Below are 17,591 nucleotides of genomic sequence, written 5' to 3' on the forward strand. Positions count from 1 at the left end.
CAAACTGACCCCACACAGCCTGGTTACGCTCTCCTCATCATAAAGGAGACGTAATGATGAAATCCCCACTGTTCTGGAAAATTAGCACCCTGCTGGGGTGCATCCTGCTGCTGTTAGTCCCGCTTTTTATGGTCAGTAACCTGATATCAGAGCGGGAGAACTACCGCAATGATGTCGAAAATACGCTTCGCCAGAGTACCAGCGGACCGCAAAAACTGGTCGGCCCGATGATTGCGATTCCGATGACGGAGATCTTTTACAAGATAGAGGATGAGAAGAAGGTCGAATACAAGAAAAGCTACATGCATTTCATTCTGCCGGAATCTCTGGTTGTTGAAGGGAACCAGCGCGTTGAGTCGAGAAATATTGGTATCTATGACGGGCAGATCTGGAACACGGACCTGAAGATAAAAGCGCAGTTTAATACCGAAGAGCTGAAGCAGTTGAAAGGGGAAACGATCGCGACAGGGCAGCCGTTTATCGTGACGGGCGTTGGCGACGCGCGGGGTATTGGCACGGTTAGTATCTCTAAAATCAATGGTGAGACCCTAAGCGTGGAACCCGGTTCAGGCGTCTACGGTGCGCTTGCTGGGATCCACATCCCGCTGACCGACAAAGCGCTGGAAGCCAAAACGTTTGCGCTTGATATGTCCCTCAGCCTTGCGGGAACCGGCAGTTTTGCGGTGGTGCCGGTAGGGCGTAATAGCGAGATGACGCTCAACAGCAACTGGCCGCATCCGGGCTTTATGGGCGATTATCTCCCCGTTAAGCATCAAATAGGCGAGTCTGGTTTCCAGGCGAACTGGCAGAGCAGCTGGTTTGCAAATAACCTTGAGAGCTGGTTCTACGGCAAGGAATCGCCGGAGTGGGAGGCGCTCCCGGCCTTTAGCGTGACGGTAGCGACGCCGGCTGACCAATATCAATTGACCGACCGGGCAATTAAATACGCTATTTTGCTTATTGCGCTGACGTTTATGGCTTTCTTTGTCTTCGAAACCTTAACCGGATTACGCCTTCATCCGATGCAGTATCTGCTGGTGGGGCTGTCGCTGGTCCTGTTCTATCTGGTGTTGCTGGCGCTGTCTGAACACATCGGGTTTACGCCAGCCTGGGTTGTTGCAAGCCTGGTTGGCGCAGCGATGAACGGAATGTACCTGCAGGCCGTGCTGAAAAGCTGGAAACGCAGCGGGCTGTTTGTGCTGGCACTACTCGGACTGGATGTCGTGATGTGGTTCCTGCTGCGCTCAGAGGACAGCGCATTGCTACTGGGCTCTGCTGTTCTTGCCCTGGCGCTGTTCGCGGTGATGTACCTGACCCGGCATTTCGACTGGTACTCGCTCTCTCAGCCGAAGCGACCAGAGCCACCCGCAGCATCTGATAACGATACGATGCGGATCTGGAAATAAAAAAACGGCGCAAATGCGCCGTTTTTTAATGCGTTAACTGCGGGATTACTCTTGCAGATCGCCGCAGAAACGATACCCTTCGCCGTGGATCGTGGCGATGATTTCCGGCGTATCTGGCGTAGATTCGAAATGCTTACGAATACGACGAATGGTCACGTCTACGGTACGGTCGTGCGGTTTCAGCTCACGGCCGGTCATTTTCTTCAGCAGCTCTGCACGGGACTGAATTTTGCCCGGGTTTTCGCAGAAGTGCAGCATCGCACGGAATTCACTGCGCGGCAGTTTATACTGCTCACCGTTCGGGCTAATCAGCGAACGGCTATTGATATCAAGTTCCCAGCCGTTGAATTTGTAGCTGTCTACGCTACGACGCTCTTCGCTGACCGTACCCAGGTTCATGGTGCGGGACAGCAGGTTGCGTGCACGAATGGTTAACTCGCGAGGATTGAACGGCTTGGTGATGTAGTCATCCGCACCGATTTCCAGGCCAAGAATTTTATCAACTTCGTTATCACGGCCCGTCAGGAACATTAACGCGACGTTCGCCTGCTCGCGCAGTTCGCGCGCCAGAAGAAGACCGTTTTTGCCCGGCAGGTTAATATCCATGATCACCAGGTTGATATCATTTTCAGAAAGGATCTGATGCATCTCTGCGCCATCGGTCGCTTCAAAGACATCGTAGCCTTCTGCTTCGAAAATGCTCTTTAACGTGTTGCGTGTTACCAACTCGTCTTCAACGATAAGAATGTGCGGGGTCTGCATGTTTGCTACCTAAATTGCCAACTAAATCGAAACAGGAAGTACAAAAGTCCCTGACCTGCCTGATGCATGTCGCAAATTAACATGATCGGCTTAACGTGACTAAAGTACGTAATTGCGTTCTTGATGCACTTTCCATCAACGTCAACAACATCATTAGCTTGGTCTTGGGTACTTTCCCTTTGGACCCGACAGTGTCAAAAACGGCTGTCATCCTAACCATTTTAACAGCAACATAACAGGCTAAGTGACACCAGACACCCAATAAAACTACGCTTCGTTGACATATATCAAGTTCAATTGTAGCACGTTAACAGTTTGATGAAATCATCGTAGCCGAATGCTAGCCTTTGTCACAATTTTTCAATAAACCAACTAGTTGCGGACATTGATTTATAAACGAAGCGAATCCAATCAGAATAGGGTATTCATGTCGCTATTATCATTATAAAACATGGGGATAATAGTGTTCTGTTAACATTCTAACTGATTGTTCAGACAAGGAATAGTTTAGCGTTTTTAATTTGTTATGAAACGCTATTTCGGTGATTTGTGTTGCATTTTTGTAAATTCGCGCCGCGTAATATGTTGAAGTGCATCACATTTTTGCCCGCTAACTGATTAAAAAGAGAGCATAAATGCATCTGTCGATTGTACTGGTTGCCCCAGCCAGAGCCGAAAATATAGGCGCTGCCGCGCGCGCCATGAAGACCATGGGATTCACCGATTTACGTATCGTGGACAGCGCTGCCCACCTGGAGCCTGCGGCTCGTTGGGTCGCGCACGGATCGGGCGATATCCTCGATAATATAACCACTTACGCGACGCTTGCTGATGCGCTGCACGACATTTCGTTTACCGTTGCGACCACCGCGCGCAGCCGTGCGAAGTTCCATTACTATGCCACGCCAGCGGAGCTGGTGCCGATGTTGAGCGAGAAAAGCCAGTGGCTGGATAAAGCCGCGCTGGTGTTTGGTCGTGAAGATTCCGGATTAACCAACGAAGAGCTGGAGCTGGCGGACGTTCTTACCGGTGCGCCGATGGTCGCCGATTATCCCTCCCTGAATTTAGGCCAGGCGGTCATGGTTTATTGCTATCAATTAGCCTCCCTAATACAAATCCCCCAGCCTCCGGCAGAAGGGGCAAATGAAAATCAGCTGGCTGCGCTGCGCGCTCGCGTTGAGCAACTGTTGTCTCAGCTGGGTGTGGCGGACGATCAAAAAATGGCTGACTGGCTGCAGCAGCGTTTGGGGCGTCTTGAGCAGCGGGACACCGCAATGCTGCACCGTTTGCTGCACGATATTGAAAAAAAATTGGCGGAGTAAAATCCTGTCATAAGTTTTTACTATGGTGAATAAGTCTGTACTGATGGGTTGCACTTGGGCGAATCGGATGAAAATAAATCTGCAAACAGCGGGACGTGAGAGTCTCCCGAATTGTGATCAAATTAAAAATTCGTTGACTTAAGGTGCCCGATCCTTTAACCCTAAAAGAATACAGGACAGACAGATAATAATGACAGAGTACACAACATCCATGAAACGCATCAGCATCACCACCATTACTACAACCATCATCATTACCACAGGTAACGATGCGGGCTGACGCGTACAGGAAAAACAAAAAAAGCCCGCACCTGAACAGTGCGGGCTTTTTTTTCGGCTAAAGGAAACGAGGTAGAACCATGCGAGTGTTGAAGTTCGGCGGTACATCAGTGGCAAATGCAGAACGTTTTCTGCGTGTTGCCGATATCCTGGAAAGCAATGCCAGGCAGGGGCAGGTTGCTACCGTGCTCTCTGCCCCGGCAAAAATCACGAACCATCTGGTGGCGATGATTGAAAAAACCATCGGTGGCCAGGATGCACTCCCGAACATCAGCGACGCAGAGCGTATCTTCGCTGACTTGCTGCAAGGGCTGGCAGAGGCGCTGCCTGGCTTCCCGCACGCTCAGCTGAAGTCCTTCGTTGAGCAGGAATTCGCACAAATCAAACACGTCCTGCACGGCATCAGCCTTCTCGGCCAGTGCCCGGACAGCGTCAACGCGGCGCTGATCTGCCGGGGCGAAAAACTCTCTATCGCCATCATGGCCGGCGTGCTGGAAGCGCGCGGACATAGCGTGACCGTGATCGACCCGGTTGAAAAACTGCTGGCGGTGGGCCACTACCTCGAATCCACCGTTGATATTGCCGAATCAACCCGCCGTATCGCCGCAAGCAAAATTCCTTCTGACCATATGATCCTGATGGCAGGCTTCACCGCCGGTAACGAGAAGGGCGAGCTGGTGGTGCTGGGCCGTAACGGCTCCGACTACTCCGCCGCCGTGCTGGCCGCCTGTTTACGCGCGGACTGTTGTGAGATCTGGACTGACGTCGACGGCGTTTATACCTGTGACCCGCGCCAGGTACCCGATGCCAGACTGCTGAAATCGATGTCGTACCAGGAAGCGATGGAGCTTTCCTACTTCGGCGCCAAAGTGCTTCACCCTCGTACCATCTCCCCGATTGCCCAGTTCCAGATCCCTTGCCTGATTAAAAACACCGGTAACCCGCAGGCGCCGGGTACGCTGATTGGCGCGAGTACCGATGAAGACGGTCTGCCGGTCAAAGGCATCTCCAACCTGAACAACATGGCGATGTTCAGCGTCTCCGGCCCGGGGATGAAGGGGATGGTCGGCATGGCGGCGCGCGTCTTTGCGGCTATGTCCCGCAACGGTATCTCGGTGGTGCTGATTACCCAGTCTTCTTCCGAATACAGCATCAGCTTCTGCGTGCCGCAGGCTGACTGCCTGCGCGCCCGTCGCGCGCTGGAGGAGGAGTTCTATCTGGAACTCAAAGAAGAGCTGCTGGAGCCGCTCGCCATTCAGGAACGCCTGGCGATTATCTCCGTGGTCGGCGACGGCATGCGCACGCTGCGTGGTATTTCCGCCAAGTTCTTTGCCGCGCTGGCGCGCGCCAATATCAATATCGTGGCGATTGCCCAGGGCTCGTCAGAGCGTTCAATTTCCGTTGTTGTGGACAACGATGACGCCACCACCGGCGTACGCGTGGTTCACCAGATGCTGTTCAACACCGACCAGGTTATCGAACTGTTCCTGATTGGCGTCGGCGGTGTGGGCGGCGCGCTGCTGGAGCAGGTGAAGCGTCAGCAGGAGTGGCTGAAGAAGAAACATATCGATCTGCGCGTCTGCGGGATTGCCAACTCCAGAGCGCTACTCACCAACGTTCACGGTCTGAACCTGGAGAACTGGCAGGCCGAGATGAACGAGGCGAAAGAGCCGTTCAACCTGGGCCGCCTGATCCGTCTGGTGAAAGAGTATCATCTGCTTAACCCGGTGATTGTCGACTGTACCTCGAACCAGGCGGTGGCCGACCAGTACGCCGACTTCCTGCGCGAAGGGTTCCACGTGGTGACGCCGAACAAAAAGGCCAACACCTCGTCGATGGATTACTATCACCAGCTGCGTCTGGCGGCGAGCAAGTCGCGCCGCAAGTTCCTGTACGACACCAACGTGGGCGCGGGCCTGCCGGTTATCGAGAACCTGCAGAACCTGCTGAACGCGGGCGACGAACTGCAGCGTTTCTCCGGCATTCTCTCCGGCTCGCTGTCGTTTATCTTCGGCAAGCTGGATGAGGGGATGAGCCTCTCGGACGCGACCCGCGCCGCGCGCGAGCTGGGCTATACCGAGCCGGATCCGCGTGACGATCTCTCTGGTATGGACGTGGCGCGTAAGCTGCTGATTCTGGCACGTGAAACGGGCCGTGAGCTTGAGCTTTCCGATATCGTGATAGAACCCGTGCTGCCGGCAGAATTTGACAGCAGCGGTGATGTCGCTGCCTTCATGGCAAATTTGCCGCAGCTTGACGATGCTTTTGCCGCGCGCGTTGCGAAAGCCCGTGATGAAGGTAAGGTATTGCGCTATGTTGGCAACATTGAAGAAGATGGCGTGTGCCGGGTGAAGATTGCCGAAGTGGATGGCAACGACCCGCTGTACAAAGTTAAAAACGGCGAAAACGCCCTCGCGTTTTACAGCCACTATTATCAGCCATTGCCGCTGGTGCTTCGCGGCTATGGCGCAGGGAACGATGTTACGGCGGCGGGTGTGTTTGCCGATCTGCTGCGTACCCTGTCATGGAAGTTAGGAGTTTAACATGGTCAAAGTTTATGCCCCGGCTTCCAGCGCGAATATGAGCGTCGGATTTGACGTGCTGGGCGCGGCGGTGACGCCGGTGGATGGTTCACTGCTGGGCGATACGGTCACGGTGGAAGCGGCAGACAGCTTCAGCCTGAACAACGTGGGCCGCTTCGCCAGCAAACTGCCGTCTGAGCCGCGCGAAAATATCGTCTATCAGTGCTGGGAACGCTTCTGTCAGGAGATCGGCAAAAACGTGCCGGTTGCCATGACGCTGGAAAAAAGTATGCCGATTGGCTCGGGGCTGGGTTCCAGCGCTTGTTCGGTGGTCGCCGCGCTGGTGGCGATGAACGAGCACTGCGGCAAGCCGCTGAACAACAACCGCCTGCTGGGGTTGATGGGCGAGCTGGAAGGGCGCATCTCCGGCAGCATTCACTATGACAACGTGGCGCCGTGCTTCCTCGGCGGCATGCAGCTGATGATCGAAGAAAATGGCATCATCAGCCAGCAGGTGCCAGGGTTTGATGAGTGGCTGTGGGTGCTGGCCTATCCGGGCATTAAGGTCTCTACCGCGGAAGCGCGTGCGATCCTGCCCGCGCAGTATCGTCGCCAGGACTGTATCGCCCACGGGCGTCATCTGGCGGGCTTTATTCACGCCTGCTACACCCGTCAGCCGCAGCTGGCGGCGAAGCTGATGAAGGACGTCATTGCCGAGCCTTACCGCACGAAGCTGCTGCCCGGCTTTAACGAGGCGCGACAGGCATCGATGGATATCGGCGCGCAGGCGTGCGGCATCTCCGGCTCCGGCCCGACGCTGTTCGCCCTGTGCGACAAGCCTGACACCGCGCAGCGCGTGGCGGACTGGCTCTCTAAACACTACCTGCAAAATCAGGAAGGCTTTGTTCATATTTGCCGTCTGGACACGGCTGGCGCACGAGTACTGGGATAATTAATGAAACTCTATAACCTTAAAGATCATAACGAGCAGGTCAGCTTCGCGCAGGCGGTAACTCAGGGGCTGGGCAAAAATCAGGGGCTGTTCTTCCCGCATGACCTGCCGGAATTCCAGCTGACCGAGATTGATGAGCTGCTGAAACAGGACTTCGTCACCCGCAGCACCAAAATTCTGTCTGCGTTTATCGGCGACGAAATTCCGCAGGAGCTTCTGGAAGAGCGCGTGCGTGCGGCGTTCGCTTTCCCGGCGCCGGTGAAGCAGGTTGAGCCTGACGTTGGCTGCCTGGAGCTGTTCCACGGTCCGACCCTGGCGTTTAAAGACTTCGGCGGCCGCTTTATGGCGCAGATGCTGACCCACATCAGCGGCGACAAACCGGTGACCATCCTGACCGCGACCTCCGGCGATACCGGTGCGGCGGTGGCGCATGCCTTCTACGGACTGAAAAACGTCCGCGTGGTGATCCTCTATCCGAAAGGCAAAATCAGCCCGCTGCAGGAAAAACTGTTCTGTACGCTCGGCGGCAACATTGAAACCGTGGCGATCGACGGTGATTTCGATGCCTGCCAGGCGCTGGTCAAGCAGGCTTTCGACGACGAAGAGCTGAAGGTGGCCCTGGGTCTGAACTCTGCCAACTCCATCAACATCAGCCGTCTGCTGGCGCAGATCTGCTACTACTTCGAAGCGGTGGCGCAGCTGCCGCAGGAAGCGCGCAACCAGCTGGTGATCTCCGTGCCGAGCGGTAACTTCGGTGACCTGACTGCAGGTCTGCTGGCGAAATCCCTGGGTCTGCCGGTGAAACGCTTTATCGCCGCGACCAACGCCAACGACACCGTGCCGCGCTTCCTGAAAGACGGGAAGTGGGCACCGAACGCCACGCAGGCGACGCTCTCCAACGCGATGGATGTGTCACAGCCGAACAACTGGCCGCGCGTGGAAGAGCTGTTCCGCCGTAAGATCTGGCGTCTGGGTGACCTGGGTTACGCCGCGGTGACGGATGAAACCACCAAAGAGACCATGCGCGAGATGAAAGCGGTGGGGTATATCTCTGAACCGCACGCGGCGATTGCCTACCGCGCGCTGCGCGACCAGCTTAACCCGGGTGAATATGGCCTGTTCCTGGGCACCGCGCATCCGGCGAAGTTCAAAGAGAGCGTGGAAGCGATCCTGGGCGAAACGCTGCCGCTGCCGAAAGAGCTGGCCGAGCGCGCCGACCTGCCGCTGCTGTCACATGAGCTGCCCGCGGATTTTGCCGCGCTGCGTAAGCTGATGATGACGCGCGCGTGATTGTGTTGCCCGGTGGCGGCTACGCCTTACCGGGCCTACAACGACCACGACGACCTAATCGTAGGCCGGGTAAGGTGAAGCCACCACCCGGCTTTTTTATGGAGAAATTAAGGAGAGAAAAAGCAGGAAAAAAGCAGAAATTCCCAATAAATGCGGTCACTTAGCGTTTAGGATTGCAGAGAATAACATCCCCCGTTCCCCTCGCGTACTCTCCTTACATCGGCCCACGTTGGGCAAGAAGAATAAGGAGTCACCTGTGTCTACACTGAAACCTGCACTCATCGCGCTTTCACTGGTGCTGGCCGCCCCCATGGCGGTTCAGGCATCTGAAATTACCCTCGTACCGGCGGTCAAACTGCAGATTGGCGACCAGGATAACAACGGGCATTACTGGGACGGCGGCCGCTGGCGCGACCACGACTGGTGGAAGGCGCATTATGACTGGCGTGATAACCACTGGCGCCCACATGATGAGCATCGTAAACACGACGATCGTCACGATGACCATCACCACGATGACCGCCGCGACGATCGCGGCCCGGACTGGAAACACCATTAATGCAAAACCCCGCCAGCTGGCGGGGTTTGTTTTACTGCTCGTGGCGCTTAAACACCAGCTCGCCTTTCCCCGACGACGCCTCGTCAAAGAAATAGCCTTCGCTGTTAAATTTGGTTAACTGCTCCGGCTTCGTCAGGCGGTTCTGGATGATGTAGCGGCTCATCAGGCCGCGCGCTTTCTTAGCGTAGAAGCTGATCACTTTGAACTTACCGTTCTTCTCGTCGAGGAACACCGGCTTGATAATCTCCGCATCCAGCTTTTTCGGCTTCACCGACTTGTAGTATTCGTCGGATGCCAGGTTAATCACCACGTTATCGCCCTGAGCGTGCAGCGCCGCGTTCAGCTTGTCGGTAATGATATCGCCCCAGAAATGATACAGGTCTTTGCCTTTGGCATTTTCCAGGCGAATCCCCATCTCCAGACGATACGGCTGCATCAGATCCAGCGGGCGCAGTACGCCGTACAGACCCGACAGCATGCGCAGATGCTGCTGGGCAAAATCGAAATCGGCTTCGCTAAAATCTTCCGCCTGCAGGCCGGTGTAGACATCACCTTTAAACGCCAGAATCGCCTGGCGAGCGTTAGCCGGGGTGAAATCCGGGTGCCACTCGTGAAAGCGGGTCGCGTTAAGATCGGCCAGCTTGTCGCTGATGCTCATCAGCGAGGCGATTTGCGGCGCAGAGAGCTTACGCGCTTCGCGGATCAGCTGTTGCGAGTAGTCCAGCAGTTCAGGCTGGGTATAGCGCTCGGTGGCGAGCGGGCTCTGGTAGTCGAGCGTTTTTGCAGGTGAAATCAGAATCAGCATATCCAGTCCTTGCAGGAAATTTAGAGCGACTTTAGCAAAAAATCGCCCTGAATTGATCGATAGCTGTTATTGCCGCGGCAAATCATCCCACGTGCCGGGGGCAAGCTGCGCCTTAATATCGGGATAGCGGGCGGGATCAAATACCGGCGGAACGCCGAGTTTGCGCTGACGCAGATAGTCTCTGGCAATCAGGGTCACAACGGGCGAGAGCAGCAGGATAGCGGTGAGGTTCGTGATCGCCATTAGCGCCATAATGATATCGGCCAGCTGCCAGACCAGCGGCATACTGAGGAAGGGGCCAGCGATGATCATCAGAATGACCGCGAGCCGCAGGGCTCCGATTGCGGTACGGGAGTCGAGCTTCAGGAAAATAAGGTTATTTTCGGCGTAGAGGTAATTCACCACAATCGAGCTGAAGGCAAACAGCACCAGGACGAGCGAGACAAAACCTGCACCCCAGCCGCCGGTCAGGTTCACCAGCGCCTGCTGGAGAAGCTGTATCCCGGCGGTTCCTGAGGAGTGCGGGACGGGGCCTGCCAGCAGCAAAATCATGGCGCTGGCGGAGCAGATGATAATGGTATCGGTAAAGACGCCAATCATCTGCACAATGCCCTGTGCCGCCGGGTGCGGCGGCCAGGAAGAGGCGGCAGCGGCCGCGTTGGGGGTTGACCCCATTCCGGCTTCATTGGAGAACATTCCCCGTTGAAAACCCGCCATCAGCGCCTGGCTGAAGGTATAGCCCAGCGCCCCGGAGGCCACCTCGCGCCAGCCAAAAGCGCTTTTGACGATGGTCGCAATCACGCCAGGCACCTGGTCGATATGCAGGGCGGCGACGAACAGGCTCGCGACCACCCAAAGCAGCGCCATAACGGGAACCAGCCACTGCATCAGGCGGGCAACGCCCCTGAGACCGGCAGAAATGGTGAGTAGAACGACGAGGGCTAAAGCAATACCGGCGACCCACTCCGGGCAGGAGAAGGCATAGCGCAGGGCATTGGCGACAGAATTTGCCTGGACGGTATTAAAAATAAGGCCGTATGCGAGCAGTAAAAAAAGCGAGAACAGAACGCCCATCCAGCGCATACCCAAGCCACGCGCCATGTACCAGGCAGGACCGCCGCGAAACTGGCCGTTTTTATCTTTCTCTTTATACAGCTGGGCGAGCGAACTTTCGGCAAAGGAGGTGGCCATTCCGAGTAGCGCCGTCACCCACATCCAGAAGACCGCGCCTGGCCCGCCGGCGCTGATGGCCAGCGCAACGCCCGCCAGATTCCCGCTGCCGAGGCGTGCCGCCAGGCTGGTACAGAGTGCCTGGAACGACGTTAATCCGCCCGGCTGGGGCGTAACGCTGTTTTTCAGACTTCTGCCAAACTTGCGAATATAACGAAACTGGATAAACCCACTGCGTAGCGTAAACCAAATACCTGCTCCCAGAAGCAGGTAAATCATTATCGAACCCCACAGGACTTCGTTAATAAAGAAAAAGAAATCAGGCATTAACGTCCCTCTTGTTGATGCCAAAGTGAATATGTAAGCGCTACCACTGATTGGGCATGCTGTTGCTTAGCAGCCTGTTAATCTTCCGAGTTTACCATACTCTACCTAAGCGCACTGTCTGCGGTTGCGCTACCCCTCCGTCGTGTTATCATCAGGGCAGACCGGTTACATCCCCCTAACAAGTAAACCTGTCATTTTTCCGCTGCAGGCATGCTGTCGGTAGCGTGAATTATCCAGGGCACGTTAAAAGAGAAACACTATCATGACGGATAAATTGACCTCCCTTCGTCAGTTCACCACTGTCGTAGCTGACACCGGAGATATCGCGGCAATGAAGCTGTACCAGCCGCAGGATGCCACAACTAACCCTTCTCTGATCCTTAACGCCGCACAGATCCCTGAGTATCGCAAACTGATTGACGACGCAGTGACCTGGGCGAAAGCACAGAGCAACGACCGCGCGCAGCAGGTTGTGGATGCCACCGACAAACTGGCAGTGAACATCGGTCTGGAAATCCTGAAGCTGGTTCCTGGCCGTATCTCTACCGAAGTGGATGCACGTCTCTCCTACGACACCGAAGCGTCTATCGCCAAAGCGAAACGTCTGATCAAAATGTACAACGATGCAGGCATCAGCAACGACCGTATCCTGATCAAACTGGCTTCTACCTGGCAGGGTATCCGCGCGGCAGAGCAGCTGGAAAAAGACGGTATCAACTGTAACCTGACCCTGCTGTTCTCCTTCGCGCAGGCGCGTGCATGTGCAGAAGCAGGCGTATACCTGATTTCTCCGTTCGTGGGCCGTATTCTGGACTGGTACAAAGCCAACACCGATAAGAAAGAGTACGCGCCGGCTGAAGATCCAGGCGTGGTTTCTGTTACTGAAATCTACGAATACTACAAACAGCACGGCTATGAGACTGTAGTTATGGGCGCAAGCTTCCGTAACGTCGGTGAAATCATCGAGCTGGCTGGCTGTGACCGCCTGACCATCGCCCCTGCGCTGCTGAAAGAGCTGGCAGAAAGCGAAGGTACCATCGAGCGTAAGCTGTCTTACACCGGTGAAGTGAAAGCACGCCCAGAGCGCATCACTGAATCCGAGTTCCTGTGGCAGCACAACCAGGATCCAATGGCTGTAGACAAGCTGGCGGACGGTATCCGTAAGTTTGCTGTTGACCAGGGCAAACTGGAAAAAATGATCGGCGACCTGCTGTAATCATTCTGCGTGACCGGGCTCCCGGTCACGCGACTTCTTTCGTACCCTGTCTGAATCTCCTCTCTGCGTGTATCATTCCCTTTAATCAGTACTTTTTGAATGGAATGGATATGAATACCTTACGCATCGGCTTAGTGTCGATTTCTGACCGCGCCTCCAGCGGTGTTTACCAGGATAAAGGCATCCCCGCTCTGGAAGAGTGGCTTGGCAGTGCGCTGACCACCCCGTTCGAGGTCCAGACTCGCCTGATCCCTGACGAACAGCCGATCATCGAGCAGACGCTCTGCGAGCTGGTGGATGAGATGAGCTGCCACCTTGTTCTGACGACGGGCGGAACCGGCCCCGCGCGCCGCGACGTGACGCCGGACGCAACGCTGGCGATTGCCGATCGTGAAATGCCGGGCTTTGGCGAGCAGATGCGCCAGATAAGTCTACACTTTGTCCCGACGGCCATTCTCTCCCGTCAGGTGGGCGTAATCCGCAAACAGGCATTGATTCTGAACCTGCCGGGGCAGCCGAAGTCGATCAAAGAGACGCTGGAAGGGCTGAAAGCGGAAGATGGCAGCGTCCTCGTTCACGGCATCTTTGCAAGTGTACCGTATTGTATACAGCTCCTTGACGGCCCCTATGTGGAAACCGATGAGAAAGTGGTAGCAGCTTTTCGCCCGAAAAACGCACCTCGCGAAACAATCTCCTGAAATTAACCAATATGTGACATTAGCTGAAGCGGCGATAGCGTGGTAAAGCTTTTACGGTATAGTAATTTTTTCTTTACGACTGCTGTAAAAATAAATCCACAACAAACGCAAAATGGTTCGCTATGTCACATAACACACGACCTCTGAATCGACAGGACTACAAAACTCTCACGCTCGCGGCCTTAGGCGGTGCGCTGGAGTTTTACGACTTTATCATCTTCGTCTTCTTCGCCGCCGTCGTGGGAGAACTCTTCTTCCCGGCGGATATCCCGGATTGGCTGCGTCAGGTGCAAACCTTCGGCATTTTTGCCGCCGGGTATCTGGCGCGTCCGCTGGGCGGCATTATCATGGCCCACTTTGGCGATCTGGTCGGGCGCAAGAAGATGTTTACCCTTAGCATCCTGCTGATGGCCGTGCCGACGCTGGCTATTGGTCTGCTGCCCACCTATGCCTCGATGGGCATTCTCGCTCCGTTGCTGCTGTTGCTGATGCGCGTTCTTCAGGGCGCGGCGATTGGCGGTGAAGTGCCGGGCGCGTGGGTGTTTGTCGCGGAGCATGTTCCGGCGCGCCGCATTGGAATCGCCTGCGGAACCTTAACCGCGGGCTTAACGGTAGGGATTTTGCTCGGTTCCGTCGTCGCGACAATTGTAAACACCAGCATGACGCAGCAGGCCGTGCACGACTGGGGCTGGCGTATTCCGTTCCTGCTGGGCGGGGCGTTTGGTCTGGTCGCGATGTACCTGCGCCGCTGGCTGCAGGAGACGCCGATTTTCCTCGAGATGCAGCAGCGCAAAGCGCTGGCGCAGGAGCTGCCGGTGAAGGCGGTCGTGGTACGTCATAAAAAAGCGGTGGTGGTGTCGATGTTGCTCACCTGGCTGCTTTCGGCGGGCATTGTGGTGGTGATATTGATGTCCCCGGTGTGGCTGCAAAAGCAGTACGGTTTCGCCCCTGCCGTGACGTTACAGGCGAACAGTATCGCGACAATCATGCTCTGCTTTGGCTGTCTGGCCGCCGGGCTGGCGGCAGATCGTTTCGGCGCCAGCGTTACCTTTATCGTCGGCAGCCTGTTACTGGCCGCATCAAGCTGGGCGTTTTACCATCTGGCAGGCAGCCATCCTGAACAGCTGTTCCTGCTGTACGGCGTGGTGGGGCTGTGCGTGGGCGTAGTGGGTGCTGTGCCTTACGTCATGGTGCGAGCTTTCCCGCCGGAAGTACGCTTCACCGGGATCTCATTTTCCTACAACGTGTCGTATGCCATTTTCGGCGGGCTGACGCCGATTGCGGTGACGGTGCTGATGGGCGTTTCGCCGATGGCACCAGCCTGGTATGTACTCGCGCTCTCGCTGATGGGGCTGGGATTAGGGATTTGGCTGGGGCAGATGAAGGGATGTCGTGCCCGCGAAGCGGACACGACAGAGGGATCAGTGTTTTTCACCAATCGGTAGAATGGTGCGGTCAAACTGCTCGTTCAGCACTTCACCCATTGCGAGGTAGATAGCGCTTGCGCCGCAAACCAGACCAATCCAGCCTGCAACATGAACGATGCCTTCGTTATCCACCAGGTGTCCGATCGCCAGCAGGGCGAACAGCACGGTCAGGCTCAGGAAAACGAACTGCAGCATGCGGTTACCTTTCAGGGTACCGAAGAACATGAACAGGGTGAAGACGCCCCACAGGCCCAGGTAAACGCCCAGGAAGTGGGCGTTTGCCGCGTCTGCCATGCCCATTTTAGGCAGCAGCAGAATGGCAACCAGGGTCAGCCAGAAAGAACCGTAAGAGGTGAAGGCGGTTAAGCCGAAGGTATTGCCTTTCTTATATTCCAGCAGGCCCGCGAAGATTTGCGCGATACCGCCGTAAAAAATGCCCATCGCCAGGATGATGCCATCCATCGGGAACATCCCGATATTGTGCAGGTTCAGCAGGATAGTGGTCATGCCAAAACCCATCAGGCCCAGCGGAGCCGGATTAGCCAACTTAGTGTTGCCCATAAGTCCTCAAAAAAATCATCATTAATATGGTGAAATGGTTAAACCCGCGTCAGTTCTCCCTGACTGGGCGCGGCATCATAATGGGCGCAATCGGTGGCGTCTATGATCTCATCAGGGTGAAATTAAAATTTTTTTTATGCTTGCCCCTTGATGGATGCCGTCGCGACCCCATCTTGTAGTCAACCGCAGTGTGTGGACCTGAAAAAAATCAAATCTGGGCAGTTGAAAAAGCACGTTCTGCCCTTATTACAGGTACACAACCACATGTTGACTGAATTTTTAGTGGAGACGTTTAGATGGGTAAAATTATTGGTATCGACCTGGGTACTACCAACTCTTGTGTAGCGATTATGGATGGCACTACTGCACGCGTGCTGGAGAACGCCGAGGGCGATCGCACCACGCCTTCTATCATTGCTTATACCCAGGATGGTGAAACTCTGGTTGGTCAGCCGGCTAAACGTCAGGCAGTGACAAACCCGCAAAACACCCTGTTTGCGATTAAACGCCTGATCGGCCGCCGCTTCCAGGACGAAGAAGTTCAGCGTGACGTTTCCATCATGCCTTACAAAATCATCGCGGCAGATAACGGCGATGCATGGCTTGATGTGAAAGGCACCAAAACTGCACCACCGCAGATTTCTGCTGAAGTGCTGAAAAAAATGAAGAAAACCGCTGAAGATTACCTGGGTGAACCGGTAACTGAAGCTGTTATTACCGTTCCTGCGTACTTCAACGATGCTCAGCGTCAGGCAACCAAAGATGCTGGCCGTATCGCAGGTCTGGAAGTAAAACGTATCATCAACGAACCAACCGCTGCTGCACTGGCTTACGGTCTGGATAAAGAAGTTGGCAACCGTACTATCGCGGTTTACGACCTGGGTGGTGGTACTTTCGATATCTCTATTATCGAAATCGACGAAGTTGATGGCGAAAAAACCTTCGAAGTTCTGGCAACCAACGGTGATACCCACCTGGGTGGTGAAGACTTCGATACCCGTCTGATCAACTACCTCGTTGACGAGTTCAAGAAAGATCAGGGCATTGACCTGCGTAACGACCCGCTGGCCATGCAGCGCCTGAAAGAAGCCGCTGAGAAAGCGAAGATCGAACTTTCTTCCGCTCAGCAGACCGACGTGAACCTGCCGTACATCACTGCAGACGCGACCGGTCCTAAACACATGAACATCAAAGTGACCCGTGCGAAACTGGAAAGCCTGGTAGAAGACCTGGTGAACCGTTCAATCGAGCCGCTGAAAGTTGCTCTGCAGGACGCTGGCCTGTCCGTATCCGATATCCAGGACGTTATCCTGGTCGGTGGTCAGACGCGTATGCCAATGGTTCAGAAGAAAGTGGCTGAGTTCTTTGGTAAAGAGCCACGTAAAGACGTTAACCCGGACGAAGCGGTCGCAATCGGCGCTGCGGTTCAGGGGGGCGTACTGACCGGTGAAGTTAAAGACGTACTGCTGCTGGACGTTACCCCGCTGTCTCTGGGTATCGAAACCATGGGCGGTGTGATGACTGCGCTCATCAACAAAAACACCACCATCCCAACGAAACACAGCCAGGTGTTCTCTACCGCTGAAGACAACCAGTCTGCGGTAACCATTCATGTGATTCAGGGTGAGCGTAAGCGTGCGGCGGATAACAAATCTCTGGGTCAGTTCAACCTGGACGGTATTAACCCGGCACCGCGCGGCATGCCGCAGATCGAAGTGACCTTCGACATCGATGCTGACGGTATCCTGCACGTGTCTGCGAAAGACAAAAACAGCGGTAAAGAGCAGAAGATCACCATCAAGGCATCTTCTGGCCTGAACGAAGCGGAAATCGAAAAAATGGTTCGCGATGCCGAAGCTAACGCGGAATCCGACCGTAAGTTCGAAGAGCTGGTTCAGACCCGTAACCAGGGTGACCATCTGCTGCACAGCACCCGTAAGCAGGTTGAAGAAGCAGGCGATAAACTGCCAGCGGAAGACAAGACTGCTATCGAAGCTGCACTGAGCGCGCTGGAATCCTCACTGAAAGGTGAAGATAAAGCAGACATTGAAGCGAAGATGCAGGAACTGGCACAGGCTTCTCAGAAGCTGATGGAAATCGCTCAGCAGCAGCACGCTCAACAGCAGGCGGGCGCTGACGCTTCGGCGAACAACGCGAAAGACGACGACGTTGTCGACGCTGAGTTCGAAGAAGTTAAAGATAAAAAATAATCGCCCTGATGCAGGGTAATTAATCGGCACGGGCGTAGGAGAACTCTCCACGCCCGTGCTCGCATGTTAAGGGGCTTAAAAAAAC

The 17,591-nt window shown here is 55.2% G+C and carries 16 protein-coding genes and 1 other annotated feature; of the genes, 12 read left to right on the forward strand and 4 right to left on the reverse strand.

The window, feature by feature from the left end:
• Nucleotides 1–53: 53 nt before the first annotated feature.
• The gene (gene creD / locus LBF07_RS14460) at nucleotides 54–1,406 is read left to right on the forward strand and encodes a cell envelope integrity protein CreD (protein ID WP_094934496.1); all 1,353 of its coding nucleotides are present in this window, start codon (nucleotides 54–56) and stop codon (nucleotides 1,404–1,406) included.
• A gap of 45 nt (nucleotides 1,407–1,451) precedes the next feature.
• On the opposite strand, the gene arcA is transcribed toward creD, so the two are convergent.
• On the reverse strand, nucleotides 1,452–2,168 hold the full coding sequence (gene arcA / locus LBF07_RS14465) for a two-component system response regulator ArcA (RefSeq protein ID WP_003856501.1): 717 nt from the start codon (nucleotides 2,166–2,168) through the stop codon (nucleotides 1,452–1,454).
• Between the two features lie 95 nt (nucleotides 2,169–2,263).
• Here arcA and yjjY point away from each other — a divergent pair, with 95 nt between their 5' ends.
• From yjjY to LBF07_RS14500, 7 genes are all read left to right on the forward strand, one after another.
• Complete coding sequence (gene yjjY, locus LBF07_RS14470) at nucleotides 2,264–2,404, forward strand: protein YjjY (protein ID WP_085928893.1); 141 nt, start codon at nucleotides 2,264–2,266, stop codon at nucleotides 2,402–2,404.
• 399 nt (nucleotides 2,405–2,803) lie between these two features.
• The gene (locus tag LBF07_RS14475) at nucleotides 2,804–3,490 is read left to right on the forward strand and encodes a tRNA/rRNA methyltransferase (RefSeq protein ID WP_033144591.1); all 687 of its coding nucleotides are present in this window, start codon (nucleotides 2,804–2,806) and stop codon (nucleotides 3,488–3,490) included.
• 211 nt (nucleotides 3,491–3,701) lie between these two features.
• Nucleotides 3,702–3,770: a thr operon leader peptide gene (gene thrL, locus LBF07_RS14480; RefSeq protein ID WP_015572623.1), complete on the forward strand. Its 69-nt coding sequence runs from the start codon at nucleotides 3,702–3,704 to the stop codon at nucleotides 3,768–3,770.
• Nucleotides 3,709–3,825, forward strand: a sequence feature (Thr leader region). It overlaps the preceding gene by 62 nt.
• A gap of 24 nt (nucleotides 3,826–3,849) precedes the next feature.
• Nucleotides 3,850–6,312, forward strand: coding sequence for a bifunctional aspartate kinase/homoserine dehydrogenase I (thrA, locus tag LBF07_RS14485; protein ID WP_039260867.1), 2,463 nt, complete (start codon nucleotides 3,850–3,852; stop codon nucleotides 6,310–6,312).
• A 1-nt stretch (nucleotide 6,313) separates the two neighbouring features.
• The gene (thrB, locus tag LBF07_RS14490) at nucleotides 6,314–7,243 is read left to right on the forward strand and encodes a homoserine kinase (RefSeq protein ID WP_032660770.1); all 930 of its coding nucleotides are present in this window, start codon (nucleotides 6,314–6,316) and stop codon (nucleotides 7,241–7,243) included.
• Nucleotides 7,244–7,246: 3 nt separating this feature from the next.
• A complete protein-coding gene (gene thrC, locus LBF07_RS14495) occupies nucleotides 7,247–8,533 on the forward strand; it encodes a threonine synthase (protein ID WP_064673211.1) in 1,287 nt (428 codons plus the stop codon).
• A 256-nt stretch (nucleotides 8,534–8,789) separates the two neighbouring features.
• Nucleotides 8,790–9,092, forward strand: coding sequence for a DUF2502 domain-containing protein (locus LBF07_RS14500; RefSeq protein WP_039260862.1), 303 nt, complete (start codon nucleotides 8,790–8,792; stop codon nucleotides 9,090–9,092).
• 31 nt (nucleotides 9,093–9,123) lie between these two features.
• Here the strand turns inward: LBF07_RS14500 and yaaA are convergent, their stop codons facing one another.
• Together yaaA and LBF07_RS14510 are read right to left on the reverse strand one after the other, a co-directional pair.
• Complete coding sequence (yaaA, locus tag LBF07_RS14505) at nucleotides 9,124–9,897, reverse strand: peroxide stress protein YaaA (RefSeq protein WP_039260860.1); 774 nt, start codon at nucleotides 9,895–9,897, stop codon at nucleotides 9,124–9,126.
• A 66-nt stretch (nucleotides 9,898–9,963) separates the two neighbouring features.
• On the reverse strand, nucleotides 9,964–11,394 hold the full coding sequence (locus LBF07_RS14510) for a sodium:alanine symporter family protein (protein WP_094934498.1): 1,431 nt from the start codon (nucleotides 11,392–11,394) through the stop codon (nucleotides 9,964–9,966).
• A 262-nt stretch (nucleotides 11,395–11,656) separates the two neighbouring features.
• On the opposite strand from LBF07_RS14510, the gene tal reads away from it, so the two are divergent.
• The 3 genes from tal (at nucleotide 11,657) to LBF07_RS14525 (ending at nucleotide 14,753) form a co-directional block, all read left to right on the forward strand.
• Nucleotides 11,657–12,610 carry a transaldolase gene (tal, locus tag LBF07_RS14515; protein WP_023310342.1) on the forward strand — a complete coding sequence of 318 codons (954 nt, stop codon included), beginning with the start codon at nucleotides 11,657–11,659 and terminating at the stop codon, nucleotides 12,608–12,610.
• A 110-nt stretch (nucleotides 12,611–12,720) separates the two neighbouring features.
• Complete coding sequence (gene mog, locus LBF07_RS14520; protein WP_094934499.1) at nucleotides 12,721–13,308, forward strand: molybdopterin adenylyltransferase; 588 nt, start codon at nucleotides 12,721–12,723, stop codon at nucleotides 13,306–13,308.
• A 122-nt stretch (nucleotides 13,309–13,430) separates the two neighbouring features.
• Complete coding sequence (locus tag LBF07_RS14525) at nucleotides 13,431–14,753, forward strand: MFS transporter (protein WP_048975063.1); 1,323 nt, start codon at nucleotides 13,431–13,433, stop codon at nucleotides 14,751–14,753.
• On the opposite strand, the gene satP is transcribed toward LBF07_RS14525, so the two are convergent.
• A complete protein-coding gene (satP, locus tag LBF07_RS14530; protein WP_023334461.1) occupies nucleotides 14,730–15,296 on the reverse strand; it encodes an acetate uptake transporter in 567 nt (188 codons plus the stop codon). The two genes, LBF07_RS14525 and satP, sit on opposite strands and share 24 nt — an antisense overlap.
• A 296-nt stretch (nucleotides 15,297–15,592) precedes the next feature.
• On the opposite strand from satP, the gene dnaK reads away from it, so the two are divergent.
• On the forward strand, nucleotides 15,593–17,506 hold the full coding sequence (dnaK, locus tag LBF07_RS14535; RefSeq protein ID WP_023310346.1) for a molecular chaperone DnaK: 1,914 nt from the start codon (nucleotides 15,593–15,595) through the stop codon (nucleotides 17,504–17,506).
• The last annotated feature ends 85 nt before the right edge of the window (nucleotides 17,507–17,591 follow it).

Source organism: Enterobacter cloacae complex sp. ECL352 (assembly GCF_020149545.1).
In the GTDB taxonomy this organism is placed as follows: domain Bacteria; phylum Pseudomonadota; class Gammaproteobacteria; order Enterobacterales; family Enterobacteriaceae; genus Enterobacter; species Enterobacter asburiae_B.